27 protein-coding genes are annotated in these 25,841 nt (G+C 64.5%); 16 read left to right on the top strand and 11 right to left on the bottom strand.

Features of this window, described 5'->3' with window-relative positions; genetic code table 11:
• Positions 1 to 17 precede the first annotated feature (17 nt).
• Both Har1131_RS14420 and Har1131_RS14415 read left to right on the top strand, forming a co-directional pair.
• Positions 18 to 932, top strand: coding sequence for a cation diffusion facilitator family transporter (locus tag Har1131_RS14420; RefSeq protein WP_151147021.1), 915 nt, complete (start codon positions 18 to 20; stop codon positions 930 to 932).
• Between the two features lie 33 nt (positions 933 to 965).
• The gene (locus tag Har1131_RS14415) at positions 966 to 1,352 is read left to right on the top strand and encodes a DoxX family protein (protein WP_050037594.1); all 387 of its coding nucleotides are present in this window, start codon (positions 966 to 968) and stop codon (positions 1,350 to 1,352) included.
• A gap of 43 nt (positions 1,353 to 1,395) precedes the next feature.
• Here the strand turns inward: Har1131_RS14415 and Har1131_RS14410 are convergent, their stop codons facing one another.
• Positions 1,396 to 2,679 carry a tRNA (N(6)-L-threonylcarbamoyladenosine(37)-C(2))-methylthiotransferase gene (locus Har1131_RS14410; RefSeq protein ID WP_151147018.1) on the bottom strand — a complete coding sequence of 428 codons (1,284 nt, stop codon included), beginning with the start codon at positions 2,677 to 2,679 and terminating at the stop codon, positions 1,396 to 1,398.
• A 50-nt stretch (positions 2,680 to 2,729) separates the two neighbouring features.
• Complete coding sequence (gene deoC / locus Har1131_RS14405) at positions 2,730 to 3,413, bottom strand: deoxyribose-phosphate aldolase (protein WP_014039613.1); 684 nt, start codon at positions 3,411 to 3,413, stop codon at positions 2,730 to 2,732.
• Positions 3,414 to 3,575: 162 nt separating this feature from the next.
• Between deoC and Har1131_RS14400 the strand changes: the two genes are divergently transcribed.
• Positions 3,576 to 4,412: a DUF63 family protein gene (locus Har1131_RS14400; protein WP_129756063.1), complete on the top strand. Its 837-nt coding sequence runs from the start codon at positions 3,576 to 3,578 to the stop codon at positions 4,410 to 4,412.
• A gap of 8 nt (positions 4,413 to 4,420) precedes the next feature.
• On the opposite strand, the gene Har1131_RS14395 is transcribed toward Har1131_RS14400, so the two are convergent.
• Positions 4,421 to 4,834, bottom strand: a complete 414-nt coding sequence (locus Har1131_RS14395; protein ID WP_151147009.1) for a hypothetical protein — start codon at positions 4,832 to 4,834, stop codon at positions 4,421 to 4,423.
• Positions 4,835 to 5,145: 311 nt separating this feature from the next.
• Between Har1131_RS14395 and Har1131_RS14390 the strand changes: the two genes are divergently transcribed.
• Positions 5,146 to 5,655 (top strand): hypothetical protein, encoded by a 510-nt coding sequence (locus Har1131_RS14390; RefSeq protein WP_014039616.1) that lies wholly within the window; start codon positions 5,146 to 5,148, stop codon positions 5,653 to 5,655.
• Between the two features lies 1 nt (position 5,656).
• Here Har1131_RS14390 and Har1131_RS14385 read toward each other — a convergent pair whose 3' ends face one another.
• Positions 5,657 to 5,878, bottom strand: coding sequence for a hypothetical protein (locus Har1131_RS14385; RefSeq protein ID WP_014039617.1), 222 nt, complete (start codon positions 5,876 to 5,878; stop codon positions 5,657 to 5,659).
• Between the two features lie 86 nt (positions 5,879 to 5,964).
• Here Har1131_RS14385 and Har1131_RS14380 point away from each other — a divergent pair, with 86 nt between their 5' ends.
• Both Har1131_RS14380 and Har1131_RS14375 read left to right on the top strand, forming a co-directional pair.
• Entirely contained in the window at positions 5,965 to 6,690 is a 726-nt protein-coding gene (locus Har1131_RS14380) for a nucleoside phosphorylase (RefSeq protein WP_004518634.1), read from the top strand.
• Between the two features lie 112 nt (positions 6,691 to 6,802).
• Entirely contained in the window at positions 6,803 to 8,317 is a 1,515-nt protein-coding gene (locus Har1131_RS14375; RefSeq protein WP_151146996.1) for an HPP family protein, read from the top strand.
• On the opposite strand, the gene Har1131_RS14370 is transcribed toward Har1131_RS14375, so the two are convergent.
• Positions 8,314 to 9,522: an NAD-binding protein gene (locus Har1131_RS14370; RefSeq protein ID WP_050037598.1), complete on the bottom strand. Its 1,209-nt coding sequence runs from the start codon at positions 9,520 to 9,522 to the stop codon at positions 8,314 to 8,316. The genes Har1131_RS14375 and Har1131_RS14370 overlap by 4 nt on opposite strands.
• Before the next feature lie 29 nt (positions 9,523 to 9,551).
• On the opposite strand from Har1131_RS14370, the gene Har1131_RS14365 reads away from it, so the two are divergent.
• The 3 genes from Har1131_RS14365 (at position 9,552) to Har1131_RS14355 (ending at position 13,031) form a co-directional block, all read left to right on the top strand.
• Positions 9,552 to 10,832, top strand: a complete 1,281-nt coding sequence (locus Har1131_RS14365; RefSeq protein WP_023843136.1) for a potassium channel family protein — start codon at positions 9,552 to 9,554, stop codon at positions 10,830 to 10,832.
• Complete coding sequence (locus Har1131_RS14360) at positions 10,829 to 12,631, top strand: TrkA C-terminal domain-containing protein (RefSeq protein ID WP_151146981.1); 1,803 nt, start codon at positions 10,829 to 10,831, stop codon at positions 12,629 to 12,631. The genes Har1131_RS14365 and Har1131_RS14360 overlap by 4 nt, the downstream gene beginning before the upstream one ends.
• Before the next feature lie 121 nt (positions 12,632 to 12,752).
• Positions 12,753 to 13,031, top strand: coding sequence for a ubiquitin-like small modifier protein 1 (locus Har1131_RS14355; RefSeq protein ID WP_014039622.1), 279 nt, complete (start codon positions 12,753 to 12,755; stop codon positions 13,029 to 13,031).
• A gap of 101 nt (positions 13,032 to 13,132) precedes the next feature.
• On the opposite strand, the gene Har1131_RS14350 is transcribed toward Har1131_RS14355, so the two are convergent.
• From Har1131_RS14350 to gatD, 3 genes are all read right to left on the bottom strand, one after another.
• Positions 13,133 to 14,788 carry a histidine kinase N-terminal 7TM domain-containing protein gene (locus tag Har1131_RS14350; protein WP_151146967.1) on the bottom strand — a complete coding sequence of 552 codons (1,656 nt, stop codon included), beginning with the start codon at positions 14,786 to 14,788 and terminating at the stop codon, positions 13,133 to 13,135.
• 51 nt (positions 14,789 to 14,839) lie between these two features.
• The gene (locus Har1131_RS14345; protein ID WP_014039624.1) at positions 14,840 to 15,730 is read right to left on the bottom strand and encodes a GNAT family N-acetyltransferase; all 891 of its coding nucleotides are present in this window, start codon (positions 15,728 to 15,730) and stop codon (positions 14,840 to 14,842) included.
• 96 nt (positions 15,731 to 15,826) lie between these two features.
• A complete protein-coding gene (gene gatD, locus Har1131_RS14340) occupies positions 15,827 to 17,074 on the bottom strand; it encodes a Glu-tRNA(Gln) amidotransferase subunit GatD (RefSeq protein WP_014039625.1) in 1,248 nt (415 codons plus the stop codon).
• 195 nt (positions 17,075 to 17,269) lie between these two features.
• Here gatD and Har1131_RS14335 point away from each other — a divergent pair, with 195 nt between their 5' ends.
• The 3 genes from Har1131_RS14335 to Har1131_RS14325 all read left to right on the top strand — a co-directional run bounded on the left by Har1131_RS14335 (position 17,270) and on the right by Har1131_RS14325 (position 20,379).
• The gene (locus Har1131_RS14335) at positions 17,270 to 17,869 is read left to right on the top strand and encodes a hypothetical protein (protein ID WP_050037601.1); all 600 of its coding nucleotides are present in this window, start codon (positions 17,270 to 17,272) and stop codon (positions 17,867 to 17,869) included.
• A gap of 73 nt (positions 17,870 to 17,942) precedes the next feature.
• Positions 17,943 to 18,452: a hypothetical protein gene (locus Har1131_RS14330; RefSeq protein WP_050037602.1), complete on the top strand. Its 510-nt coding sequence runs from the start codon at positions 17,943 to 17,945 to the stop codon at positions 18,450 to 18,452.
• A 361-nt stretch (positions 18,453 to 18,813) separates the two neighbouring features.
• Positions 18,814 to 20,379: a Na+/H+ antiporter NhaC family protein gene (locus Har1131_RS14325; RefSeq protein WP_014039628.1), complete on the top strand. Its 1,566-nt coding sequence runs from the start codon at positions 18,814 to 18,816 to the stop codon at positions 20,377 to 20,379.
• A 30-nt stretch (positions 20,380 to 20,409) separates the two neighbouring features.
• Here Har1131_RS14325 and Har1131_RS14320 read toward each other — a convergent pair whose 3' ends face one another.
• The 3 genes from Har1131_RS14320 to Har1131_RS14310 form a co-directional block, all read right to left on the bottom strand.
• The gene (locus Har1131_RS14320) at positions 20,410 to 21,057 is read right to left on the bottom strand and encodes a metalloregulator ArsR/SmtB family transcription factor (protein WP_014039629.1); all 648 of its coding nucleotides are present in this window, start codon (positions 21,055 to 21,057) and stop codon (positions 20,410 to 20,412) included.
• Positions 21,058 to 21,126: 69 nt separating this feature from the next.
• On the bottom strand, positions 21,127 to 22,416 hold the full coding sequence (locus Har1131_RS14315; protein WP_151146964.1) for a hypothetical protein: 1,290 nt from the start codon (positions 22,414 to 22,416) through the stop codon (positions 21,127 to 21,129).
• A gap of 96 nt (positions 22,417 to 22,512) precedes the next feature.
• Complete coding sequence (locus Har1131_RS14310) at positions 22,513 to 23,157, bottom strand: DUF1405 domain-containing protein (protein WP_151146961.1); 645 nt, start codon at positions 23,155 to 23,157, stop codon at positions 22,513 to 22,515.
• 149 nt (positions 23,158 to 23,306) lie between these two features.
• Here Har1131_RS14310 and Har1131_RS14305 point away from each other — a divergent pair, with 149 nt between their 5' ends.
• The 4 genes from Har1131_RS14305 to Har1131_RS14295 all read left to right on the top strand — a co-directional run bounded on the left by Har1131_RS14305 (position 23,307) and on the right by Har1131_RS14295 (position 25,783).
• A complete protein-coding gene (locus Har1131_RS14305) occupies positions 23,307 to 23,672 on the top strand; it encodes a DUF5802 family protein (protein ID WP_151102947.1) in 366 nt (121 codons plus the stop codon).
• A 139-nt stretch (positions 23,673 to 23,811) separates the two neighbouring features.
• A complete protein-coding gene (locus tag Har1131_RS21850; RefSeq protein ID WP_191450608.1) occupies positions 23,812 to 23,949 on the top strand; it encodes a hypothetical protein in 138 nt (45 codons plus the stop codon).
• A gap of 203 nt (positions 23,950 to 24,152) precedes the next feature.
• Positions 24,153 to 24,818 (top strand): helix-turn-helix domain-containing protein, encoded by a 666-nt coding sequence (locus Har1131_RS14300; protein ID WP_008310652.1) that lies wholly within the window; start codon positions 24,153 to 24,155, stop codon positions 24,816 to 24,818.
• A 71-nt stretch (positions 24,819 to 24,889) separates the two neighbouring features.
• Entirely contained in the window at positions 24,890 to 25,783 is an 894-nt protein-coding gene (locus Har1131_RS14295) for a Vms1/Ankzf1 family peptidyl-tRNA hydrolase (protein ID WP_151146958.1), read from the top strand.
• The last annotated feature ends 58 nt before the right edge of the window (positions 25,784 to 25,841 follow it).

The raw sequence follows: 25,841 nt of genomic DNA, 5'->3' as shown, positions 1-25,841 counted from the left end.
CCGACAACGGGGGAGCAATGTCACGCCGCGCGACGCTCAGGCGGGTCGGCCTGCTCGTTCTCGGCGTCAATCTCCTCCTCGTGCTGCTGAAAGCCAGCGTCTGGCTCACCACCGGGAGCTTCGCTGTCCAGTCCGAGGCGGTCAACAGCGCCGCCGACACCGCCTACTCGCTGGTCATCGTCGCTGGGCTGTACCTGACGACGCGCCCGCCGGACTTCGAGCATCCCCACGGCCACGAACGTATCGAGCCGTTCGTCTCGCTGTTCGTCGCCGCGGGTATCTTTTCCGCTGGCGGGTTCGTCCTCTGGAACGCCGGTACTGCCCTGCTGAACGGGAACATCTCGGTAACACAGGGGCCAGCCGCCGTGCTCGTGCTCGCCTTCTCGGCCGTCGCGAAGTACGCCCTCTACCGCTACTGTCTCCGCGCGGGCACGGACCGTAACTCCCCGGCGCTCATTGCGACGGCGAAGGACAACCGCAACGACATCCTCACCGCGGGAGCGGCGCTGGTCGGCGTCGGTGGTGCGATGGCCGGTTACCCCATCGCCGACCCGCTGGCTGCGCTCGTCGTCGCCATCGGCATCATCTACACCGGCATCGAGGTCGTACAGGAAAACGTCACCTATCTCGTTGGCGGCGCACCACCGGAGGACCTCCGGCGCGAAATTCTTCGCCGCGCGCTGGACCACCCGCAGGTCCGAGGCGCACACGACGTTATCGCCCACTACGTCGGCCCCGAAATCGACGTGAGCCTCCACATCGAGGTGGAAGGCGACCTGACGCTGTTCGAGGCCCACGACATCGAGACGGCGGTCATCAAGTCCATCGAGGAACTCCCGGAGGTCGACGACGCGTTCATCCACGTCGACCCGAAGGAACTCGGCGAGTGGAAAGACGACGAGGAAGTGGAACGACTCGCTGACCTGGAGTGACGTTTTAGTAGCTTCCGTGCCATGCCGTAGCATATGAGTGACGACTCATCACGTAGCTGGCTCGCGCTTGGACGACTGTTGTTCGGCCTCGGTGTGGCCCTCCAGGCCGCTGAGGACTTCCGCGATATGGAGGACGCAATCGAGTACGCTGAGTCTGCGGGTGTCCCCGCGCCGGACCTGCTGGCCCCGCTGGCCTCGGGGATGATGCTGGTCGGCGGGCTGGGGACGGCATTCTGGCGGCTCCCGCGCGTTTCGACCGGTGCCGTCGCCACGTTCCTCGCCGTCGTTACCCCGACGATGCACGACTTCTGGAACGCCGACCCGGACGACAAGAGTGGTGAGCGCCTGGCTTTCTTCGGCAACCTCGCGATGTTCGGCGGGGCGATAGCGTTCCTTCGTGAAGCCTACAGCGGTGACTGACGGCTCGGTCGATTCCGACTGAAAATTCGGGCTGCCGACCCGCTCAGTCCGCGACCTGCGCCCGCTCGATCGGCTCGCCGAAGGCGTAGACGGTGTTGTGGCTCGTGATCTCCACGTCGACCGTGTCGCCGATTTCGAGGCCGCGCTCCTGTGCGTCGGCGATGACGACCTGTCGGTAGGCCTCGTCGTAGCCCACCAGCGACTCGTCGGTACCGTCCTCGACGAGCAACACCGAGGACGTGTGGCCGACCATCTCCTCGTAGGCCTCGGCCATCAGCTCCATCTTCGCCTCGCTCATCTCCTTCGAGCGGTCCTTCTTCGTCTGGCCGCCCAGGCCTTTCATGTCGGCGGCGTCGGTCCCGGGCCGCTTGGAGAAGCGCGTGACGTTGATCTTCTCGGGCCGGGTCTCGCGCAGCAGCGCCATCGACTCCTCGTGGTCGGCCGGCTCCTCGGTCGGGAAGCCGACGATGAAGTCCGTCGACAGCGTCCAGTAGTCCAGGTGGTCGTCCAGCGTCTCGACGACCTCCAGATACTCCGAGACGGCGTGTTGCCGGCGCATATCGGCCAGCACGTCGTCGCTGCCGGACTGGACCGGCGCGTGGATGAAGTTGTACAGTTCGTCGTGCTCGGCGAACACCGCCGCGAGTTCCTCGCGGACGCCGTGGAGGCCCTTCGGGTTCGCCATGCCGACGCGTACCCGGAAGTCACCGTCGATGTCGGAGCAGATGCGGTCGAGTAGCTCCGGCAGCAGGCTCGTCCCCTTGTTCGTGTCCCAGCCGTAGACGCCGGTGTCCTGGCCCGTGATGCGGATTTCCTTCGCGCCGGCGTGAACGAGCGCGCGGGCCTTCTCGACGTTCTCCTCGACCGACGGCGACTCGATTCGCCCGGTCGCCTGCTTGGTGATGCAGTAGGAGCAGTCCGACATACACCCCCGTGCGATGGGAAGGATACCAACGACGCCGTTGAGCACCGTTTCGGTGTCCGGCGTGATTGTCGGGCACTCGCCGTTGAGGACGTACTGGGGCACGTCGTCCCAGTGGAGTACCTCCGCGTCGACGTCGGCGGTCTGGAACTCCTCGCCCTGTGCGAGCGCCATACAGCCCGTGATGACGAGGTCGGCCGGCGTTTCTTTGTCGAGTTCTTTGGCCCGTGCGAGCATGTTCCGCTCGGTTTTCTCAAGCACCGTACAGGTGTTGAGAATCGCTACGTCAGCCGACTCCGGCCCGTCGGCGGGATGGTGCCCGCCCTCCCGGAGCGCCTGCTCGATCTGCTGGGTCTCACCTCTGTTCGAGGTGCACCCGTACGTCTCGATATGATACCGGGCCATTCATCCAGACACTATCGCCAGGACGGCAAAAGGGCGACGGATTAGACCGGTCAGTAGCCGTCGGTTGTGTCCGCGTCGTCTCGGTCTGTCTCCGGTTTGGTTGGAGTTTCGCCCTGCCACTCTCGGACGATAGTATCGCCGCTAGAGGCCCCGATACGCTCGGCCCCGGCCTCGAACATCGCCTCGGCGTCGGCCCACGACCCGACGCCGCCGCTGGCTTTCACCGGGAGGTACTTGCTGAGGATCTCCACGTCGTGGACTGTCGCGCCGCCCTCGCTGAACCCCGTCGCGGTCTTGAGATACGCGGCATCAGCGTCTGCGACCAGTTGTCCGACCCGTTCGAGTTCGTCGTCAGAGAGCAGCGGCGCTTCGACGATGACCTTCACGGGAACCGGGACGCTGGCGACGACCTCGGTGATGTGGTCCCGGACGGCGTCGTCCTCGCCGGCCTTGAGTAGGCCGATGTTACACACCATATCCAGTTCGTCGGCCCCGGCGTCCCAGGCCAGTTTGGCCGCCTGACAGACGCTGTCGGTCTGACCCTGACCGTGTGGGAAGTCGATAACGGCCGTGAGTGGGACGTTCGCGTACTCCGTCGCCAGCGGGAGGTAACACGGCGGAATACATGCCCGCATCCCGTACTGCAGCGCCTCGTCGAGGCAGGTTCGTACGTCGTCCGGTGTCGTCGTCGGGCCGAGGACTGTATGCTCGATGCGGTCTGGAATGTCGTCCATACCGCGGGGTGACACGCGGTGTCTACGTAAAGACGGCGGGCGGCGGACGGTGCGGGCCGGGTGTCCCGCTGTAGTGGCTGTCCGCGATAGCCGCTCGTACCGGTGTGCCCTCCGTCGGTCTCGTTCGGAAGGTTTTCCCTCGTCGGCGTCGGCGTGAGGGACATGGTACTGCCTTCGGGGTTAGCGCTCCCGCCGCTTGAGTACACCGTGGCGCTGCTTGCGGGCACACTCGTGGTGACAGCGCTGTTGTACGCCCTCGAACCACCGATCGACCAGCGGACCGTGGTCGCCCTGACGCCGTGGATGGCACTCGGCGGCGCGCTCCACGCGTTCCACCAGCCACCGATTGAAGCGTACAGGCCCGTGGTCGCACCGCTGTTCGGCGCACCGGCGGTGTACCTCACGACGTTCGTCACACTGGGTGTCGTCTGGATCACGCTGACGCTGTTCAGCGTCCGGCGCGGCCACAGCGAGACGATATCGCGCAATCTGGGGTACATCGGTATCGGACTCCTGACTGTGTTGCTCGTCATCGCCGTCGTGATGGCACTGGAGTCCGGCCTGCTGGGGCTCATCTGGCCGACTGTCGCCGTCGTCGTCGCGACTGTTGTCACCGCTGTAACGGTGCTTGCGGTCGCGCTGTGGCGGACGCCGGTCGTGGTTCGGATGCGCTATGCGGCCCCGACTGTCGTGTTCGCGCATATGCTCGACGGCGTCTCGACGGCGGTCGGCGCTGACGTTATCGGTATCACGGAGCGAACGCCGATCCCCGCCCGTATCATGGAGTTTGCCGGGACACTCCCGACAGCGCCGTATCTCGGCAAAGGCTGGCTGTTCGTGTTCGTCAAACTGCTCGTGGCGATTGCGGTCGTCTTCCTGCTCGATGACTACCTCGAAGAGGACCCGGTCGAAGCGAGCCTCCTGCTCGCGCTCGTGACCGCCGTCGGTATCGGCCCGGCCACGAACAACATCGTCCTGTTCCTGTTCAGCCCGGTCTGAGGGCGGCGTTATTCTGCCACCGAATCGCTGCGTCGCTCCTGCCGTTCCTGTTCGAGCCGCTGACACCCGAACATGAGCGGCTCCGGCATGTCCGTCGCGTTCGACTGCAGCGATTCGAGCACGACGGCCACCTCCTCGAACCGTGGTCCGCGACCGGCGACCAGTGGCTCTGTATCCCACGTAATGAACTCGTGGTCGGACAGCATCGGCAGGTGACAATGGTACAGTTCCTGTCGAAGGACCGCCGGGTCGCGCGGGACGTTGGGGTTTACGGCACTTTCGGGGAGTGGGACTGTCTCGTCGGGGTGGGCGTCTGACAACGAGATGACGAGCTGCCGCCGCGGCTCGGCCGTAACGGCCTTGAAAACCTCGTCCCAGCGTCTAATCACCTGCTTCCCGTTCTGGTAGCGTTGCTGTGTCATAGTATAACTTACCACATATAACCGGCCGGCGACATATATATCACCGTGGTGTAATATATTGAGTGAATTGAACGGCGAGGACAGCTGTCCCCGATTGACCCGAAACGACACAGTTGAGGGTACTGAAACGGGTGTGATAACACCTGGGTCCGCATACCGCACTATCTCATCACCCTATGTATCCTGTCTGACTCTGCGGTACTACACTCGACAGTGCCAGAGCCGTCGGTGATATCTCGGGAGGGTATCCTCGCAACGGACTATCCCGCCACCAGACCTGTCGTTTCTGCTCTCCCCAGCCGCATGACACAATGCTCATTGGCACTGCGAACAAGGGACGATACGTGCTTGACTACCCCCTCACGCAGTGGGCGTTCGTCTGTGTCGTCGCCGGTGCGGTCGTCGGTCTGTTGTTGAACATCCCGATGATGACACAGGACCAGGGGTACCTGCCGGCGCACGTCGCCGCGGCCGGCCTCACTCGTGCTGACCCGGCCGCAGTGGGCCGTCCGCTCGCCGCCGTCGTGCATCACGGCACCGCCCTCGTTGCGGCACTGCTCTACGGCGCGGTCGTTGCAGGCCTCTCGTCCGTGCTTCCGACGGCAGTCTCGCTCAACGGCGTCCCGCTGCTACCGCACATTATCGGCGTTGCGGGCGTCACCGCGTTCATCTACTACTTTTTCGCCCGCATCGCCATGCCTCGCTTCGGCGGCAGCGTCCGGGACGATGCCGACGAGATCATTCGACAGTGGGCGCTCACGGCGTTCATCTTCGGGACGGCGCTCGCGCTGTTCGTCCCGGTGCTCGTCACCTGGCTGTAAGCTACGTATCCTCGACCCGCTTCGAGAGGTTTCTGTAGGCTCCGAGATACAGGAATACGCTGGCAAGGAGCGCGAACGGGACGACGAGGGTCCACGAGGGGCCGTCCGGCGTTCCCGCGCCGACGGTGTAGCCGGTCAGCAGTCCGAGGACGACTCCGGCGGCGAGAGCGATACCCGCCGGTCCTCGCATCCGCCTGTCGAACAGCGAGAGATCGTCTGCCATACGTCCGCTCTCGCGGCCGTCCTACCTCACTGTTGTGACCGACGGGAATCCACTGACTACTAAATAGTTCCGTGCGACTGGCCTGTATGGCGAAACAACCGCATCTACTCGTCGAACCGGGTGACCTGACAGACATCGCGCTCGTGCCGGGTGACCCCGGGCGTGTCGACCGCATTGCGGGCCTCTGTGACGACCACGAGGTCGTCGCGGAGAACCGCGAGTACAAACTCGTCAATGCGACCTACGACGGCCGCGAACTGACGATCTGTTCGACCGGCATCGGGTCGCCCTCGACGGCCATCGCCGTCGAGGAACTGGAAGCTGTCGGCGTCGAGACGCTCATCCGCGTCGGCACGACCGGCGCGCTTCAGGAAGGCATCGAAATCGGCGACATGGTCGTCGCTAACGGCGCTGCCAAGGACGAAGGAACGTCCCAGCGCTACGAATCGAAGTCCGTCCCGGCCGTCCCGGATTACGACGTGCTCTCGTCGCTGGTCGACGCCGCCGAGGCGAACGACGAGGACGTCCACGTCGGCCCCATCGCCACGGACGACGCCTTCTACGCCGAGACGGACGAGTACATCAACGACTGGGAGGCCGCTGGCCTGCTGGCCGTCGAGATGGAGGCCGCCGCGCTGTTCTCGCTGTGTCGTCGCAAGGGCCTGCGCTCGGGCGCTATCTGTACCGTCGACGGAAACCTCGTCGAGGGGACACAGAAGGGCGAAACTGAGGACGAGGAACTCCCCGAGAAAGCCAAGAACAACGTCGAACGCGCCATCGAAATCAGTCTGACGGCGACCACGTCGCTGTAAGCGTCGGAACCGCTGGGTTCTGCGAGCGCCCGTCGGGGGTGTCCCGTGTGATCGGTCGGTCGCGCCGCTTCCCGGCGGAGGGCTTAACAGACGTTCTCCCGTGGGAAACTGTATGCTCGACCAGTTCCGGAAGCGACTCAACGCGGCGGTCAGACGGCTCCGGCGGGTCGAGCGCCGCGAACTACAGGACTTCAGACGGTGGGCCGAGGTGACCGAAAACCTCGTCCACCTCTCCATGCTGGTGTTCGTCCCGCTGGCTATCGTGCTGGTGACGACGCTGGCGAACGCCGTCCCACAACTGAGCTTCCTGCTGTTCCCGCCGCTTGCAGCGGGGTCGTACACGCTCTTCGTCGATCCGACGAGCAAGTACTCCGACCCGAAGCGGTTCGTCGCGGGACTCACCATCGGTGCGGTCTGCGGGCTGGGCGCGCTCGCCGTCTCGAACAGCTACCTCACAGCCCCGGGCGGCCAGTTCGGCGTCAGCGCGCTCGGTGCCGGTCTCGCCGTCTTCGCGACCGGCGTGGTCACCTGGCCGCTCGACATCGAGGAGCCGTCGTCGTACTCCACCGCCCTGCTGGCGCTGCTGGTCGAACCGAGCCAGCGGGCGGCGTTCGTTGTCAGCATCTTCCTCGCGAGTTCGCTCGTGGCAGCCCTCTTCGTCGTCTGGCGCGAGGAGTTCTACGAGCAGCGGGCGACGTACCTGTACGAGTCGATGTCCGGCGACGACCACGTCCTCGTCCCGATGCGCGGCGACTCGGCTGGCCAGACAGCGATGCTGGGCGCGCGGCTCGCGGCTGCCCACGAAGCCGGGAAAGTCGTCTTGCTGGACATGGTTTCGGACAGCGACGCCGCCACAACCCAACAGTCGCTCATGCGGGACACGATACAGATGGACATCCGGTCGGAGAACGGGTCCGGCTCGCCATCGGCCCGGACTCGTCCCGTCGCTGACGGCGGTGACCCAGCCAACGCGTCGGTATCACCCGACCAGACTGACCTCGAAGCGGAGGTCGACTGGCTGGAGACCCACGCCGACCGCATCGAGACGCGAACGGGCGTCTCCTGTCAGGTCGTCGTCGCGAGCGACGACGGGTCACCGGCGAAGACGACGCTGCAGACCGCGGCCGAAACCAACTGCGACCTCATCGTCGCGCCCTACGAGAGTCGACACGGGGCGCTGACGTCGTATTTACAGCGGCTGTTCCGAAGTGAGAGCGACATCGTCGTCCATCGGTCACGGAGCGACCGGACCCGCTGGAAGCAGGTCATCGTCCCCGTGCGGTCTGTCAGCGACGTGGCCCACAATATGGTCGACTTCGCCACGCGACTGGCCGGCCGGAGCGGGCGGGTCGCCGTCGCGACCTGTATCGGCTCCCGCGGGGACCGCCGCCGGGCCGAAGAGATGCTCGCGGACCTCATCGAACCGTACGAGGGGGCGTTCGAGACGCGAGTCCCGCGGACGGATATCCAGACGTTCCTGACCGATACCGCCCCACAATACGACCTGGTCATGATCGGGGCGAGCCGCGACCGGAGCAAGGCGTCGCGGTTCATCTCGCCGCCGACGTTCGAACGGTTGGAGGACGTGGAGACGGACGTCGCTATCGTCGACCGCGGCCGGGCCTAGATATCTGCGTCGTCCTCGTCGTTCACGTCGAGCAGGTGGTCGGCGATGTTCTCCATCCCCTCGCGACCCAGTGCAGACTGGACGATGAGGTGCCCGCCCAGCACCGCCGGGCTGATGACTGTGTCCGCGCCCGCCCGGCGGAGCTTCTCGATGTTTTCGCGGTCGGTCGCCCCGGCGACGATGTTGACCTCCGGATTGAGCGTCTGTGCCGTCAGTATCGCCAGCGCGTCCTGTGCGTCGTCGTTCGTCGCCGCGACGACCGCCGCGGCCTCCTCGATACCGGCCCGTTGCATCGGCTCTTCGTCGCTCGGGTCCGCGGTCAGAACGGGGATGTCCTGTTGTTGGAGCCGCGTGGCCGTCTCCGTGTCCGGCGTGATGACCACGAAATCGATTGCGCCGGTCAGTTCCTCGATGATCGGTTCCGTCAGGTCGCCGTGGCCGAGCACCAGTACGTGGTTCTCGAGCAAGTCCAGTTGTGCGTCAGTCATGTTTCCGAGTGCCTCCGAAAGCCGCTTCTCGATTGCCGGGCCCAGCAGCGACCCCAGCGCGATGGCGAAACTGGCCGTCCCGAGGACGACCACCGACATACCGAACAGTATCGCCTGCTGGCTCTGTGGGGTCATGTCGCCGTACCCGACGGTACTGGCCGTGACCAGCGTGTAGTAGAACGCGTCGGTCGCCGTCGAAAGATTGGTGAATTCGTCCCGGAGCGCGTACGATCCCGCCGTCCCGTACATGAGCGAGCCGAGGAGTGCCGCGCCCGCGGCCAGTTGCGCTGTCGAGAGGTCGACCGACCGGTCGAACCGCCGCCGGTTCAGCAATATTACTGGGAGCGAGAGCAGCGAGAGCGCGACGAGCGGTATCGACACCGCCGAACTCGGCACTGGGCCGATAAACGGGAGCGGCACCTCCGAGTTCTGCACCAGCCCTTGAACCGCCGCGACGGGAAGTAAGACGACGGTCGCGTACCACGCGACCCGCAGGCGGCGACGGAGTCCGACGACGCTAACGAGTAGCGTGAATCCCGTGAGCGCACCGGTAAACCCGGCGGTGCGCTGGATGCTTCGCGGAATGAGGTCCCCGAGCGGCCCGCTGATCGACACGGCACTGATGTTGACCACACCAGTGACGAACGACAGCACTGCCACCAGGACCGGCAAGAGTATCGTTGCGCGCGCTCCCAACCAGTTCCGCGGCCTGTCCATACCCATCCAGATTACAGCGGTGGGTGTAAATGTACTGTCCGCGGGCCGGAAGCGATTTACTACCGGCCACGCAGGATGTGGACATGGCTTCGCTCCCGGTCGAGGTGCTGATGGGGATCTATCTGGGGCTGTTGGTGGGAGTGATTCCCGCGCTCGTGTCGTGGGCGCTGGGGTTCAGTTTCAAGTACTTTACCGGCATTACCGTGCCGGGGTTCGGTGTTGTCGTGCTGGCAATCGCACTTGCCGGCGTCAGCGGGGGCCTCATGGCACTGGCGGACAAGTCGATTACGCAGGCCCCCAACGCCGAGCGAATCATTACTGCAATCGTTCTCGTCGGGATGGTGTCGCTGTACGCTCACAGCAAGGGCGACCAGCTCGGGGCGGAGTTCCCGAAGCGGCTCTCTTTCCAGGGGCTACGCGAGAAGAAACTCTCGGCGGACGTGGCCGAATTTGTCGGTGGCCGCGACGAGGTTCGTATCCGCGTCGTCGGCGACGTGGCCGACATGGAAGGGTATCCGCCGCTTTCGGAGCCACTCCGGGCCGAGATACGCACCGAAGAGTGGCGGTTCCCGGCGGACCTCCGTATCGGCGAACTCGAACGCCGGATGGAGGAGCGCCTGAAATCGGAGTTCGACCTCGGCGACGCTGCCGTCTCGATAGACGAGCAGGGGCGGGCGACAGTCGTCGCCGCGCCGCCGTTCTCCGGCCTCTCGAAGCGTGTGGGCGACAACCGCCACGCCGTCTCGGTAGACGCCCTGTTGCCGACCGGGCTGGCCCGCAACGACGAGGTGACGGTGCTGACTGAGGACGCACAGGTCCGGGGGACCGTCGTGAGCGCGCGGTCGACTCCGTCGGCCGACGAGACGCCCGCCGAGACGCCGACGGAACCGGAGATCGCTGACTCCGAGACGCCCCCAACGCCGGTACAGGCACCGACGACTGACGGCGGCGAGGGCCGGCTCACGGTCGCCGTGACCCGGACGGACGTGCAACCACTCCTGCGGTCGGCTCAGCCAAAGGTCGTGGTCGAACCCCGCGGAACCCATCGGGAGTACGAACTTGTCTCCCTGCTCCGTCGGGCCGGAAGCCGGTTTCGCCGTCTCACAGTTCGCGCCGACGGCCCGCTGGATAGGACGACGCTCCGGGACGCCAAAGTTCGGGAGGTCTACGACGTTGCCATCGTCGCTATCCGGACGGCGGACGGTTGGCAGGTCGCGCCACGCGGCGACGCGGCTGTCGAGGCCGGCGACGAACTGTACGCGATTGGCCGCCGCGCCGACCTCGACGCCTTCGCGGAGGCGGTCGCATGACGCCGCTCGGCCTGACACTGCTCGCACAGGTCGGTGCGAACCTGCAACTGGGGACGGTGTCGCGGGCGCTGGTCGAGGGCGTTGTCTGGCTCCTCGTCATCACGCTGCTCGCCGCGACGCCGGCGGGCGCTATCGCCGTCTTCTATCGCTGGTACGTCCGCGAACGCATTCAGACCGGGCTGGCGGTCCTGTTCGGCCTGACCGCGGTCGTCCTCGTTATCGGCGCGACGACGGCGCTCAGCGAGGTCATCGCCCAGCGCGAGGACGTGCTGGCGGCCGGTGCAGTCCTGTTGAACCTCGCTGCGTTCCTCGCCGGCGGCGTCGGGGCCTACGGCGGGATGCGTATCGGGGACCGACTGGGCGTCGACCTCTTCGCCGCGACCGGCGGCCGGAACATCGACGCCGACGTGAGCGAAATCGTCCAGACCGTCGGCCGCGTCACGTCCGTTCGCCTGCCCGAGGATATCGACGACATCATCGGTTACGACCCGATGCCAGACGAGACCAAAGAGGCGCTCGCGAACCGGCGCTTTCTCTTCCCGCGGCGGCTGACGAAAGACGAACTCCGGGACCGCCTGGTCGTCCGCCTCAAGACCGATTACGGCGTCGGCCACGTAGACGTCGAACTGGCCGACGACGGCAACGTCGACTACCTCGCCGTTGGCTCACGGGCGGCCGGCATCGGCCCGACGCTGCCGCCCTCGACGAACGCCGTCGCCATCCAGGCCGATCCGGCCCACGCCGCGAGCGCCGGCGATCTGGTTCAGGTCTGGGAGCAAGCGCCGGCGAAGCGCGTGCTCACCGGCGAACTCCGGGGCGTTGCCGACGACGTGGTGACAGTCGCTATCGACGCCGCCGACACGCCGAAACTCGACCCGCAAACGCAGTACAAGCTCGTCACGCTCCCGGTGCAGGACCGCTCCGACCGGGAGTTCGCCTCGCTGCTTCGTGCGGCCGACGAGACGATGGGCACCGCCACCGTCGAACCGGGGAGCACGCTCGACGGTGCGGCGGTCGGCAGTCTGGCAGTCACTGTGGTCGCGATTACCCGCGACGACCAGCAACCGGAGACGATTCCGTCTCGCGGGCGTGTGCTGGCGGCCGGCGACACTATCTACGCAATCGCCACGCCGGACGCGTTGCGGCGGCTGGAGCAAGCCACGGAAGGGACCACGACAGCGACTGTGACGGACGAGTCGGAAGACGATACTGCTGACGAGGACGGCCAGTCAGGCGCGTCTGACCCGGCTGCTGGAACTGAGCAGACTGACGGGGCGGCTGAACCAGCGGCCGACACGACTGATGCCGATGCCCACGACAGCGCGGGGGATGTCGACGCGGCCGAGACCGATGCCGAGGATACGACCGACACCGACGCTGAGATAAACAGAGCTGACACCGACACTGCCGGTGAACCGGCTGACACCGCCGCTGAGGATGGGGCGGCTGATACTGCTGCTGACGCTGGCCTGGCTGATATCGGCGCTGACGACGGGACAACCGAGACCGGAGACGAACCCACGGACGACGACCCGCTGGCGGCGCTTCGGAACGCCGATGTGGAGGACGCAGACGACGAGCTGACTGCGGACGAGGCGTTCGAGGACTTGCCGGCAGACGACGGCGACGACACCGTCGAAGTGTGGGACCCGGAAGAGCGAATCGACGGGGCGGACGACGAGCTGACTGCGGACGAGGTCGACGACAGCGACTCGGCGGACTCCGAAGCGCCCGCCGAGGACGGAGACGGCGTCGACGACGAATCGGGCGCTGGTGACGACTCGGAGAAGTCAAACTGAGAGGCGGGCCTCCCTATTGCTGGATGCACGCCGTCGCCGGCTGCCCTTCCCCGGTCCACCTGAACGGGCCGGACACACCTCGGTCCGGAACCCTCTTTTGCCGGACGCCCGGAGTACGGCTATGGAGTGGAAACTGTTCGCACACCTCCGGGACGCGGCCGACGGCCAGTCGGTCAGCGTCGATATCGAGGGCGAGGCCACGGTCGAAACGGCGCTCGATGCGCTGCTCGCGTCGCGACCGGCGCTCGCCGAGGAGGTGCTCGACGAGAACGAGGAGTTGGCCGACCACGTCCGGGTGCTCGTCGACGGCGAGGACCCGTTCGCCGCCGGTGAGGGGCTGGCGACGGCAGTCGACGAGGAGACGGAACTGGCGTTGTTCCCGCCGGTCAGCGGCGGTTGATACGGCTCGTCGGAGCGGTTTTCGGGTATGTGTCGACTTTGGAGCCGGCACTCTCCCGAAACAATCTTCGACAATCCGTATAGCACGACCTGTCGTCTGTGTCAGCTTTCCAGCGCGCCCGCCACCGTCACGTTCGAGATGACGATTCGCACGCCGTCCTGATACTCAGTATCGAGCGTCACGTCCCAGCCGTGGGTCCGGGCGAGCATCCGCAGGTTCGGGAGCGTCATCCCGGCTTCGGCGTCCGGCATCGCACCGCCGTACTCGAAAAAGGCCTCCGCCGCTGTTTCGCCCGCCGGGGTTCCGTCGTCGGTGATGACGATCTCGTCGGCCTCTCGCTCGACGGTGACCGTCGACGCGTCGTTGTGGGCCGCGAACGTGAACCCACTCTCGAAGAGGTCCCGCAATCGAGTCGGATCGGCGATTATCTGTCCCTCCACGTCGGCCGCCATCGTGAGGCCGTTCGTGTCGGCACGGTCCCAGGCTCCGTCGATGACCGGCTGGAGGTCGACAGCTGTCGTTTCGTCGATTGTCTGCCCGTGTCGGGCCAGCGTCGCGAGTCCGTCCACGATTTCGGACATCCGCTCGGCTGTCTCGGACGTCGACTGGAGGGATTCTTTCGCCAGACCGACCTTGCCGCGGTCTAGAGCGTCTCCGGCGACGGAGACGCGGCCGGTGATTATCTGGAGCGTGTTCAGAAGCTCGTGTCTGATCGCGGTTGCGAACCCCTCCAACTGCTCGTTCTGTCGGTCGAGTTCGCGGCGACGTCGCTCGCTTTCGGTCACGTCGGTGAACACGAGCATCCGACCGATGTCAACCTGCCCCAGCGAAAACGAGGTGTCGCTGACGAGGTAGTACTCCGTCCCGCCGTTCCGGTTCCGTTCGAGAATCTGCTCGTCCGTTTGCAGTATCTCAGTGACGGCCGGCAACACTGTGTCGAGCTGCTGCCCGCGGCTCCCGGCCAGCGCCGGGAAGAGCCGCTGTGCCTCGCCGTTAGACTCCTTGATGTAGCGGTCATCGTCGAGATATACGACAGCATCGTCGACGCCATCGGTCAGTTGCACGGCGAGAAACGCCTCGTCGTACACGTAGAGGACACCGAACGCGAACAGTGCGACGCCGAGCGGCTCGTGGTTGATATCGAGCAGGATGTCGGTGACGAACCCGACGATATCGAGGACCGCCGGGATCGCCGTGACACCGACGAGAACGCCCAGCGGACGGGTGTCGTAGTCCGCTTCGAGGAACAGTTCGAACAGCATGAAGAAGCCGACGGTGACGAGCGCGTAGGAGAGTCCCGTCACCACCCAGTGAAACACGCCGTGTGTGATTGCCAGATGCGGGAACGGCTCAGAGACGAACTGCGTGGCGAAATAGAGCCCGTGAAGCGGATTGGTCAGCTTCACCGTGACGATACCGAGGTACACGCTCACGGCGACCACACGGTATAGTCGGTTCCGGTGGAACGCCCGCCCGGTGTACGCCGAACAGAAGTACAGCCACGCACCGACCGTCGCGAGACCGACGATGAGGCTGCCGAGGTAGAACGCGTATCCAAGCGTCCCGGGCGTGATCAGGAACCCGAGTTGCAGCGCCGCCCAGCCGCCGCTACAGAGAAGGAGTCCGACCATCCCGCGGCGGGTATCGGGATCTTCCATGCGAGTCGCTCTGTAGAGCCCGACGCCGCAGCCGACCGCCGCGAGGCCGTACGCCGCGACGTATACGAGAAATGCCGGCGAACTCCCAACAAGATCCATCTATCGGTGACTGGGCGTGTATCTGAATGAGTGTTGCGTCCGCGTTATCGGTTATGATAACTCTCCGAGGCCGTCTATCTCGAACACGAAGTCCGGGCGGCCGTCGATGTTCCCGCTGGCGTACGCGGCCTGGGCCACATGGCGCGGTGTCTCGGGGATGAGGACCCGCGTCCCGTCAACGCCGAGCGTAGCTGCGTCGGCGGCTATCGCAGTGAACAACGCCCGCGCAGCGTCGACGTCGCTCCACACCCCGACAGCGTACTCCGCGAGCCGTTCGCCGTCAGCTTCGGTCGTCCGGACGCGACACGCCAGGCCTCGTGGCTTATCCCCGACGGTCAGGACCGCCTGGTCAGTCGCCAGCCGGTCGAGCGTGTCCCGCGTCAGCGTCGAGAGCGCCCAGCTCTCCCCGCTGTCGAGCGCGAGCCCGGACAGGACGTCTCGTCCGTCGCTCTCCTGCCAGTAGCGCCACGCTGTCGCGGGGTCGTTTCCGACAGTCATCCCGGGCGTCTCGTCCCGTGGCTCGGGGTGTACCCAGCGGAACGACGTGACCGCCTCGAAGCCAGCAGCCAGCGACTGCCCGAGTCCGGCCTCGTTCCAGGAAAACACCATGCTTCGGCCGACTGACGCGCCGGCATCGGCCGCCCATTCTATGAGGTGGTCGGTCAGCAGCGACCCCAATCCCTGCCCTCTGTAGTCCGAGTCTATACGCATGCCCTGAAACCACGCCTCGGTCTCAGTGAGCATGACGGCCTGCGCGAGGCCGACGGCGTGACCGTCAACATCGACGACGAGGGTTTTCCGGTCCGCGCCGTCGTCGTCGACCCAGTCACGGAACACGTCGGGGATGTAATCGGCCATCGCGCGGTCGGCCCAGACATCGCTTGTCAGTTCGACGATATCGTCGTAGTCGTCGTGACGAGCCGTCCGAACAGTCGGCGACATACGGGCAGACTCTCCCGCGACGGTGAAAAAAGGGTCGCGTCGATTCGCCAGCCGGGAACGGCCCGTCCCGCCGAGGCTACCACACCGTGTTCGGTGCTACAGCCACGGCGTCGAACGCTGCTGAATCTCGCCGGCAAGGGGTTCCTGCATGGCGTCGGCAACGTCGTCGCTGTTTGCCAGCGCCCACATGAGCTTGACCTTCGCTGTGCCGGGGAGCATGTCCTCGCCCTCGATGACGCCGGCGTCGAGCAAGTCCCGGCCGGTGTCGTAGACGCGGTCACAGACCCGCCCTTCGAGGCACTGGCTGGTCATGACAAGCGGGATGTCCAGGTTCTCGATGGTCCCGATCCAGTCGGTGTTGACGTGGCCGAGCCCGGTTCCCTCGATGACGACGCCCTCGCTGTCCTCGGCGGCGGCTTCTAGCAGCGACGGGTCCATTCCGGGGGAGAACTTCAGGAGTTCCACGTCTGTCTCGATGTCGTCGTGCAGCGCCAGGTCGACGGCGTCCCGTTCGGCGTATTCGCGGTGGAACGTAACTGTGCTCTCACCGTCGATGTCGTAATCGACCTCGCCGAGCGGCTTCGCGCCGACCGTCTCGAAGGCGTCCCGGCGCGAGGTGTGGTTCTTCCGGACGCGAGTGCCGCGATGGAGCGCACAGCGGTCGTCGGACTCGTCGGCGTGCATACAGACCAGCACCTCCGCGCAGTCGCTCGTGGCGGCCTCGACGGCGGAGACGGCGTTCATCACGTTGTCCGAGGACGGTCGGTCCGCCGAGCGCTGGCTGCCCGTAAAGACGATGGGGACCGGCGTGTCGAGCATGAACGACAGCGCCGACGCGGAGTACTGCATCGTGTCGGTGCCGTGCATGACGACGATGCCGTCCGCGCCGGCCTCGATCTCCTCGTGGACCGCCTGCGCGAGGTCCTGCCAGACCGCCGGGGTCATGTTCTCCGAGAGGATGTTGGCGACGACGCGGCCGCGGTAGTTCGCCATCCCCGCTAGGTCCGGCACCGCCCGCAGCACGTCCTCGGCGTCGAACTGGGCCGTCACCGCGCCGGTGCGGTAGTCGACCGTCGAGGCAATCGTGCCGCCGGTGGAGATCAGCGAGACCGTCGGGAGGTCGTCGTCGAACTCGATGGCGGACTGGCTCTGTTCGTCTTGTGCGCTCTCGACGTCGTACACGTCCGATTCCAGCACGTCGACGGACGCGTCCTCTCGGTCGATGCCGACGTTGTACCCGCCGTCGAGTTTGACGACGAGGTGGTCGGGCGTACTCGACGGGAGCACCACGCCCTCGTAGGTCTGGGCCGCGCGCTCGACGCGGACCCGGTCGCCTGCGTTCATGCGCGGCACTTTCCGCCGGTGGGACTTGAACCCACTCGTTTCGGCGAGCGCTCTCAGCCACGCGCCGGATCTGGCGACCGGCCGGCGGTTGGGGCGCTCGCCGCGGCTCTGGTCCGGGATATCTACGTCCGTTACTGCGAGTTACAAACGCTATCAGACCACAATGTTATCCCACTAGACATTCTCCTAACAAGTATGGCAGACAACAAGAACGGCCGTGAAGCCCAGGCCCAAAACGAGGAGCGCCGCCAGCGGGAGCGCGCTATCACTGAGGAACTTGAGCGGGCGGACGAACCCGAGCCGCCGGTCGATCCGACGGAACTCGCGTACTTCGAGACAGAACTCGAATCGCTCGAATTCCCGGCGACAGCGGCTGACGTGGTCGCTACGGTCGGCGATCACGAAATCGAGTCGGCCGACGGGACGTACACTGTCGCGGACCTCTTGCCCGATGCGGAGGTCGAGTCCTTCGAATCGCCGGCCGAGGTCCGGACGCGGGTCCAGCGGCCGACGGTAGCCGGGGCGATGAAACGCGTCGTCGAGGCCGCCGACGAACACCAGAGCGCGTCCTTTGGCGCCTCACAGCGCGACGGCTACGAGCGGACGTTTCGGGAGCTGCGGGCTATCGACGCGGATGACGACGACGAGGGTATTCGGGCCATCGCCGACTGGATCATCGAGCGCATCCACGAGAAAGAGACGCTTCCCGGGTCCCGCGACGTCCGCCGACAGGCGGCGAAGTTCTGCCGGTCGAACGGCTACTCGGTTCGCAACGACGAGTGGCTCGGTATCTGAGCGACACACCACTGTATCCCTGACTGCCGGCGGCCCCCACAAGGACCATACTGCTCGCGGTCACACACTCTATATGGCCGAACGAACCGAGGAGCGGACCCGCGACGCGGACGCAAAATCGGGCAGTGACCTCGGCGTCGATGTCGGCGTGACGGAGTCAGCGGAGACGGACGTCGCTGTCGGGGAATCGCGCGATGCGGAGTCTTCTGTCAGCGACTCCACCACCAAAGACAGTGGGAGCTACTTTTCGCTCCGAGCGCTGTTGTTCGCCTTCGGTGCGGTCGGCGGTGGGATGGTGCTCGGCGGGCTGATACCGCTCGTCCCGTTCACCGAACTGGTCGGCATCCTGCTTGGCGGATTCGTCTACGGACTGCTCGCCAGCGAGCGCCGATACGCCGAACTGGGTCTGGCGGGCGCTGTCAGCGGCGGCGCAACGGCTGTTCTGTCCCTCCTCCCACAGCTCGCCGCGGGACTGAACGGCACCAGACTGTTCGCTATCGCTGGCGGGGTCGGCCTCGTGCTCGCGCTTGTCGGGCACTACTTCGGCCGCGACCTGCGGAGCGGGCTGACGAAGGACTTGTGATTCCGCTGACTGCATATTCCGGTTAGTACCGGGGCCGTGGCTGCTGCACTCGCTAAACTGTATTTCACGATCCCGTCGTTCCGTATGCAGTATATCCTACTCTCCCGCCAAGTTATAGCGATGTCTGATGTCGGTACCCCCTGTTTACGAGAGCGACAGACCGTAGCAGTTTCGACGCGAATGAACTCTTTGTCACGTAATCTTGGTTGTCACGGTCTTGTCAGTCAACCCCAATATAACGGCATATGTCCAGAATAAAGTGCTAGTTCTGGGTAGATATTCCGTCTTCTGGGTTTTCACACCTAGTATCTCAGGTTGATAACGCTTATAAATCTCGTATGTAATCCCAGAAATAGAACGCATGGCACCAGAGACATACGGGCTCATCAGCCTGTTTCCGGCGATGCTCGCCATTGTACTGACGCTGTTCACTCGCCAAGTACTCCTCTCGCTGTTTGCAGGTATCTGGATCGGTGCGACGGTACTGGTTGGCTGGAATCCGGCCGCCGGAGCCGCCCGGAGCCTCCAGTTCGTCGTGGATAACGTGACCGAACCGTTCAACGTCAAACTGCTACTGTTTACGTTCCTCATCGGGGCAATGCTGGGGATGATCTTCCTCTCCGGCGGGATGAACGCGCTGGCGTCACAGATGGTCAAGCGCATTCGGACCCGCCGGCAGGCGGCGCTTGGCACGTCGCTACTGGGAATGACCATCTTCGTCGACTCGTACGCCTCGACGATGATTACCGGGTCGGTCATGCGCCCGATCACCGACAAGTTCGACATCAGTCGCGAGAAGTTGGCGTATATCCTCGACTCCACCACTGCACCGACCGCGTCGATATCAGTCGTCTCGACGTGGCTCGGGTTCGAAGTCGGACTCATCGCCGAGCAACTGACCACAATCGGGGTGGACCGAAGCGCGTTCCTGCTGTTCCTCGAATCGATTCCCTATCGGTTCTACAGTCTCCTTGCGCTCGCAATGGTCTTTATTATCGTCATCGCGGACCTGGACTTCGGCCCGATGGCGAAGGCCGAACGCAGAGCCAGAGAGGAGGGGAAAGTCCTCGGCGACAACGCGGACCCGCTGATGGAAACACAGGAGGACGATATCGTGACGCCCGACCACGTCGACCCGCGGTGGTGGTACTTCGCCGCGCCGATCGCCGCACTCGTGGGGGTGACCGGGTTCTCGCTGTATTACTCCGGCGGCGGGTTCGCCGGGCGCAGTCTCACCGACGCACTGTCGAACGCGGCCACCGCGGACGCCATCGTCTGGGCCTCGTTTTCGGCCTGTCTGGTCATTCTAACAATTCTGGTCGGGCACGCACGCATCGCGGTCGACGAAGTGAGCGACGCCATCTTCGAGGGGTTCAAAATGGTGATGTTCCCCGTCGCGGTGCTCTCGCTCGCGTGGTCTATCGGCGCTGTGAGCCAGGCACTGGGTGTCGGCCCCTACGTCGTCGCCATCAGTGAGGGGATTATTACGGCCGGGATGCTGCCCGCTATCATTTTTCTCAGCGCCGTCATAATCAGCTTCAGCATCGGCACGTCATGGGGGACGATGGGTATTCTGTTCCCGGTCGCGATCCCGCTCGGACACGCGCTCGGCGCGCCGCTGGCACCGGCCATCGCGGCGATCCTGACCGGTGCGCTGTTCGGCGACCACTGCTCGCCCATCTCCGACACGACGGTGATGTCGAGTATGTTCGCCGCGAGCGACCACGTCGACCATGTGAACACCCAGATTCCCTACGCAGTGCTGGCCGGCATCGTCGCAACCGGGCTGTTCCTGATGGCCGGCTACGGTGTCCCGGCGTACATCGCACTCCCGATCGGACTGGCCGCTGTCGGGTCTGTGACGTACCTGCTCTCGGAACAGCTGTCGGTCGAGGTTCCGAGTTCGTACGGGTCGAAAGCGGACTGAGACGGTCCGCTGTTTGAACTACTGTTCTGTTCAGACGATTTCCCAGCCGTCGTCGGTCCGTTCGACCACGTCGTCCTCTGCAAGCCGAGTGAGCGCTTCCTCGACGATTTCCGGCGGGGCCTCGATCTCTCGGGCCAGCGCCGGAACGGTATCGATACCGTTTGCGAGCCCGCTGACCAGTTCTGCGTACAGTCGTCCGTCGCCGTTCGCGAAGCCGGAGTCGATGCGGTCCCGTACGTCGGTCATGCGGGCCTGCACCCATCGCTGGGCCAGCGACAGTTCGTTCTCTAGCTGCTGGAGATGCTCCAGTTCCCGCGCCAAGTCGTGAAAATCCCCGTCGGACGTGGACCCCACGTCTATCGAGAGATGGCGACAGGAGGGCATCTCGAACTCGGGGTTTGCCGGGTAGGCGCTCTTGGTACCGAACTCGTAGGGAGAGACTCGGACTTCCAGGCGGAGATTCCGGGCGATAGAGAAGTACTTCCGGCGCTGGTCGTCCGTCCGGGAATCGACGAGCCCGGCGTCTTCGAGCTTCTGGAGGTGGTCGATGACCGCTTTCGGGCTGACGCCGATGTATTCGCTGATTTCGGTGACGTAGCAGGGCTTGTGTGCGAGGAGTTTGAGAATCCGCCGGCGGTTGGCGTTTCCAAGGAGATTGAGTAACTCGGCGGAGTCCATCGATACGTAGGTAGCGGGTCACGGTTCAAAAGCATGACTCTCGTCGGGCGGTTTACTGGTGTCTCCCGGCTACGTTAGCAGGTCAATCCACGACATGCTCTGTGAGCCGCTGTTCCCGTTCCCCTGGCCGCTTCCGCCATTACCGCCCTGTCCGCCACTGTTCCCTTGCCCGTTATCGTTTCCGCCGTTATTCGCGTCGCCGTTGTTACCGCCGGACGCGCCGCCAGAATCATCAGCACCGTTACTATCAGAGGTGTCCTCAGCACCGTCACTGCCAGAACTCCCGTCAGAGTCATCGGAACTGTCGTCAGCACCGTCACTGCCAGAACTCCCGTCAGAGTCATCGGAACTGTCGTCAGCACCGTCACTGCCAGAACTTCCGTCAGAGCCATCGGAACTGTCGTCAGCACTGTCGTCCGAGTCCGATGTACCGGCTGAATCATCCTCCCCACCACTGTCGGCTTCATCTGAACCGCTGTCGTCTCCTGCGGTATTGTCGCCGCTGTCATTGCCGTCCCCATTCCCGTTGCCTCTGTCGTTGCCCTGTTCAGCCCCGTTTCCCTGTGTGGACTCCCCGGTTTCGTTTCCGCTGTCGTCAGGCCCGTCGTCCGGTGGCCCCTGGTCGCTCTCGTTTCGTTGTTGTCCGGGGGCGTCAGCAGGCGGTCCCTGTTCACTCTGGTTTGCACCCCGTTCGGACGTGTTGGCTGGTGGTCCCTGTTCGCTCTGGTTGGTCCCAACATCGTCCGGCGGTCCCTGCTCACTTCGATTGACTCCGGCGTCGTCCGGTGGTCCCTGCTCACCTGGGCCGGCGGTCTCTGGTGGTCCGGCGATGCCGCGAGCAATCGACGAGACCTGCTGGCCGGAGAGCTTGCTTGCGTTCTGTTTCAGCCGCTCCAGTGCGGTGTCGTTCACACCGGTCTGTTCGGCGGCCGTGTCGGTGTCGTTAATCGCGGTCTGTAGGCCCGCGATCTCCGCCGTGAGGCGGCTCTGCTGAGCTATGTACGCCTGCTCACTGATGTTTCCGTTCTCGTATCGCTGTTCAAGCGTGTCGTTGCGCTCCTGAAGCCGTTCGAGCCGGCGTTCGAGCGAGCCAGCTCGCTCCGTGACCAGTTCGGCTCGTTCAGTTCCGTTCGATTGGTTGTATGCCGACCGCCACATCCCGTTCTCGACCGTGTCGTTCGCGGCGGCAGAGTTCGACTGGAGGAACGCCGTGAGTTGCGTCCCCATCCCGCTAGTAGAGTCGTTCTGCGTGGCCACTGTCTCCGTCGCGGTCTCCTGCGCTGTCACGGCCGGGAGGCCGACAGCGACAGTCCCGAGGATGACCAGCACTGTGAGGAGCGTGGCCTGGCGTGGGCTCATTCCTATCCCTACTTCTGCCCTCCCACATCAAAAAGAAACGCCTTCGTTCGTGTCGTTCACAGATGCTTGAAACAATCGTAGATAGTCCAAGAGCGTTTAAGCTGTCTTCTGCACCGGTTCGACCATCGGCAGTAGCCGCCAGGCGATCGCTACCGACAGCACCGAGAGCGCGACGGTGGCGAGCGGTAACACGAGGCCTGGGTCGTACCGCAACGGCGGATGATAGCCGAAGCCGTAATCGAGTATGTCGTTACCGAGTGCCAGCACCAGCGCAGTCACGAGCGCACCTTTCGTCGTGCGGGCGTAGTGCGGGACCAGCAGTCCCTCGGCAACGAAGCCGAGGTGGGTAACGATGATGCCGAAATACGCCCACGGAGCCGGGAAGTAGGCGTCGAAGCCGATGTTTAACGCCACGACGGTCCACAGCCCCATCTTGATCAGCCAGACCAGCGCAACGGTGTGGAGGTACGCGAGCGGCACCGTCAGCGGAACCTCGTCGAGTGACTTACCGAGGAACGGCAGAAGGGTAGCTACCGATAACGTCATCAAGAATAGCGCAGCCGGTGAATCGGCATAAAGTGGCCAGAGAAACGTCGACATGTCGGGCATCGTTTCGACGTAGAACCGGACGCCGACGAGCATCGCGACGGCGTTGACGACCAGCAGCCACACGAGACTCGGCGTCTGTTCCAGATAGTACCGCGCATATCGACGTGGCAACGGCCCCCGCTGCTCGCTCATAGGTCGACTCGGGGCCGGCCGTGGCATAGCCCTGTCGGACAGGAGCCGACACCGCGTCGTCCACCCACTGAGTCCGCGCTGTTTGCACGACGGCAAAAGGTTGCCGGCGAACACTTATGTGTGTCACTGACACACATTCAGTTGCACCGATGTTCGAACAGTTTTCGCGCGGATACTACCTCGGCCGTCTCTACGTCGAACCGAGAGACGACGCGGCGGCCGCGATGTGTCGCGAGCAGCACGAACGAGTGAACGAACAGTTGTACGCCTCCGGCGAGGGGGTCGAACGCACAGACTATCCGCTTGTAATGAAGCTCGGTTCCCAGCACTTCGCCGTCCACGGGGACGAACAGGTCCCGGCAGACACACTCGTCGTGCCCGAATCGATGCTTGAAAACGCCAACGTCCGGAACCCGCCCAGCCTCGAAGAAGTGTTCCTGGCGAAAGCGGACCACGCCGCACAACTGCTCTCTATCTCCGAGGGGACGCCGACACTGCCCGATACCGCGGTCTGAGGTCGTCGAACCCCCGCTCTGATGACAGTCTCCGTTTTCACTGAGCGGGCAGAAAGCGAGCGACTTCTCGCGGGCCGGTATAAGTAGGTTATACGCTTAAGCTACAGAGCAATGCAGTCAGGGGACTACTATTCACCTGATGCCACAGCGGAACCTTGCAGACGATCAGGACAGAGCTACGGAATCCAAATTCTACCTCCCCGCAGGGACCACCCCGTCGTCCGAAGCCGGCTGGTTCGAGCGTCTCTGGGCCGTGCTGTTCAATCATCGCGTCTGAACCATCGATGTGCGGGACTGTGCTGAACAGTGGGGTGATTTCTGATCGGGTCTCCCAGGCTGACCGGCTCGTATCGACGTGCAAACCCTGACCGCAGTCCCGTGCGCAGAAACCACGACCAACCGACCCAGTTAAGCTACCGCACGGCTACCGTTATAACGTCTACTTGTCCGCGTTAGCGCACCAAACCACGATACAGAACAATGACCGATATCACGGCGGTCGTCCGAGCCGAGCACCCGGACATCGTGCTCACGGAGACCGTTACTCACGACCGCAGTTCGAAAGTCAGGTCGGTGTCAGAGGCGGGAACAGACCCGACCTCGGGGAAATTCTTCTATCACATCGAATCGTCCGATTTCCAGCAGTTCGAAGACGGATTACGGAACGACAGTACCATCGGCGAATTCGAGCGAGTCATCGAAACCCGAGACGACGAGGCCATCTACAGCTTCGAGTACACGGACGAAGCGAAAATCCTCTCACCTGTAATTTCCTCCGCGAACGGTGTCATACTCGACATGGAGAACGACGGGAGTGCCTGGATTCTGACAGTGTGGATGCCCGACCGAACGGATCTGGTTCACCTCTGGGACTACGCACAACAGAACGGGATTGATATCGATTTACTGCGCGTGAACGAATACGCCAGTTTAGGGAACACCGACGCCGGGTTGACCGATAGCCAGCGAGAGGCGCTCCTCGTCGCATTCGAAACAGGGTATTTCGAAGAACCGCGGAACGCGACCCTCAGCGATGTCGCCGCGGATCTCGATATCTCTCAGCCGGCTGCCAGTGGGCTCCTCCGACGCGGCATCAAGCGACTCATCATATCGTCACTGCGTGATGACAGCGAAACGCCAGATTGACTGACGGCTCCTCGGTGCAGTGGCGGTCCGGGAAGTCACTTTTAAGCCCGTCCCCGTCCGCCATCCAGTCGATGCTTGACCGGTTGCTGGGCAGAGCGTCGCTGAAAGAGCGGGTGGCCGAACTCGAAGAGGAGAACCATCACCTCGAACGACAGCTCGACGCCGAGAAGGAACGCCGCGCCGACGCAGCGACCGAGCGCCAGCGGGCCGAGGCCGAGGTCAACCGGCTGGAGGACCGCGTCGCCGAACTCCAAGACCGCGTCGAGCGGTTGCAGGACGAAGAAGGCGAATCGACGTTCCGGGCCGAGGAGACGCTCAGCAGGTCGCGGCTGAGTGAGGTCCTCGACCGGCTGGAGTCCTTCGAGACGGAGCCGGAAGGCGTCTTTACTGCCTACGTCGACGGGGAGCACTCCCTGCCAGGCCCGGTCCGGGATGCCTTCGGCGACCGCGCGTCGCTGGTCGCCAGCGCCGCGCCGTGCCTGGCTGTTACGGATGACGCAGGCCTTCTGTCGGCGTGTCTGTCCGTCCCCGCGCCGCCGTCGCCGTTCACCGAGTGGGCCGACGCCGTTCGACTGGAGCGGTCGTGGTTCGAGCCCACCGGCAAGCACGTCGTCGCGCTAGTCCGTTCCGACCTGTTCGCCCTGGGCGAGTACGACGGCCGGGAGCAGACTGCCTTCCACGGCTTCGACTCGGAGCTAAAGAGCCAGCACTCCAAGGGCGGCTTCTCACAGAGCCGGTTCGAGCGGCTCCGGGACCAGCAGATCGACTCCCATCTTGACCGCTGCCGGGCCGCTATCGAGGAGGTGTCCCCCGACCGGCTGTACGTCGTCGGCGAGGGGTCGGTTATCCACGAGTTCGAGGACCTTTCGACGGCGATGAAACCGGTCGACGCGACTGGGGAGCCCGACACAGCACTTGACGATGCCGTCCGGTCACTGTGGACCGTTCGGTTGCGCGTGCCGTAGTTTGGGCCCTGTTCATTCCGGCACCCTCGGTGCCGGTTCCGTAGCTTTTTCGCGGGGC

It is taken from the genome of Haloarcula sp. CBA1131, from assembly GCF_008728975.1.
Classification (GTDB): domain Archaea; phylum Halobacteriota; class Halobacteria; order Halobacteriales; family Haloarculaceae; genus Haloarcula; species Haloarcula hispanica.
The sequence above is the reverse complement of the archived record's forward strand: the minus strand, read 5'-3'. Positions and strand labels throughout refer to the sequence as shown.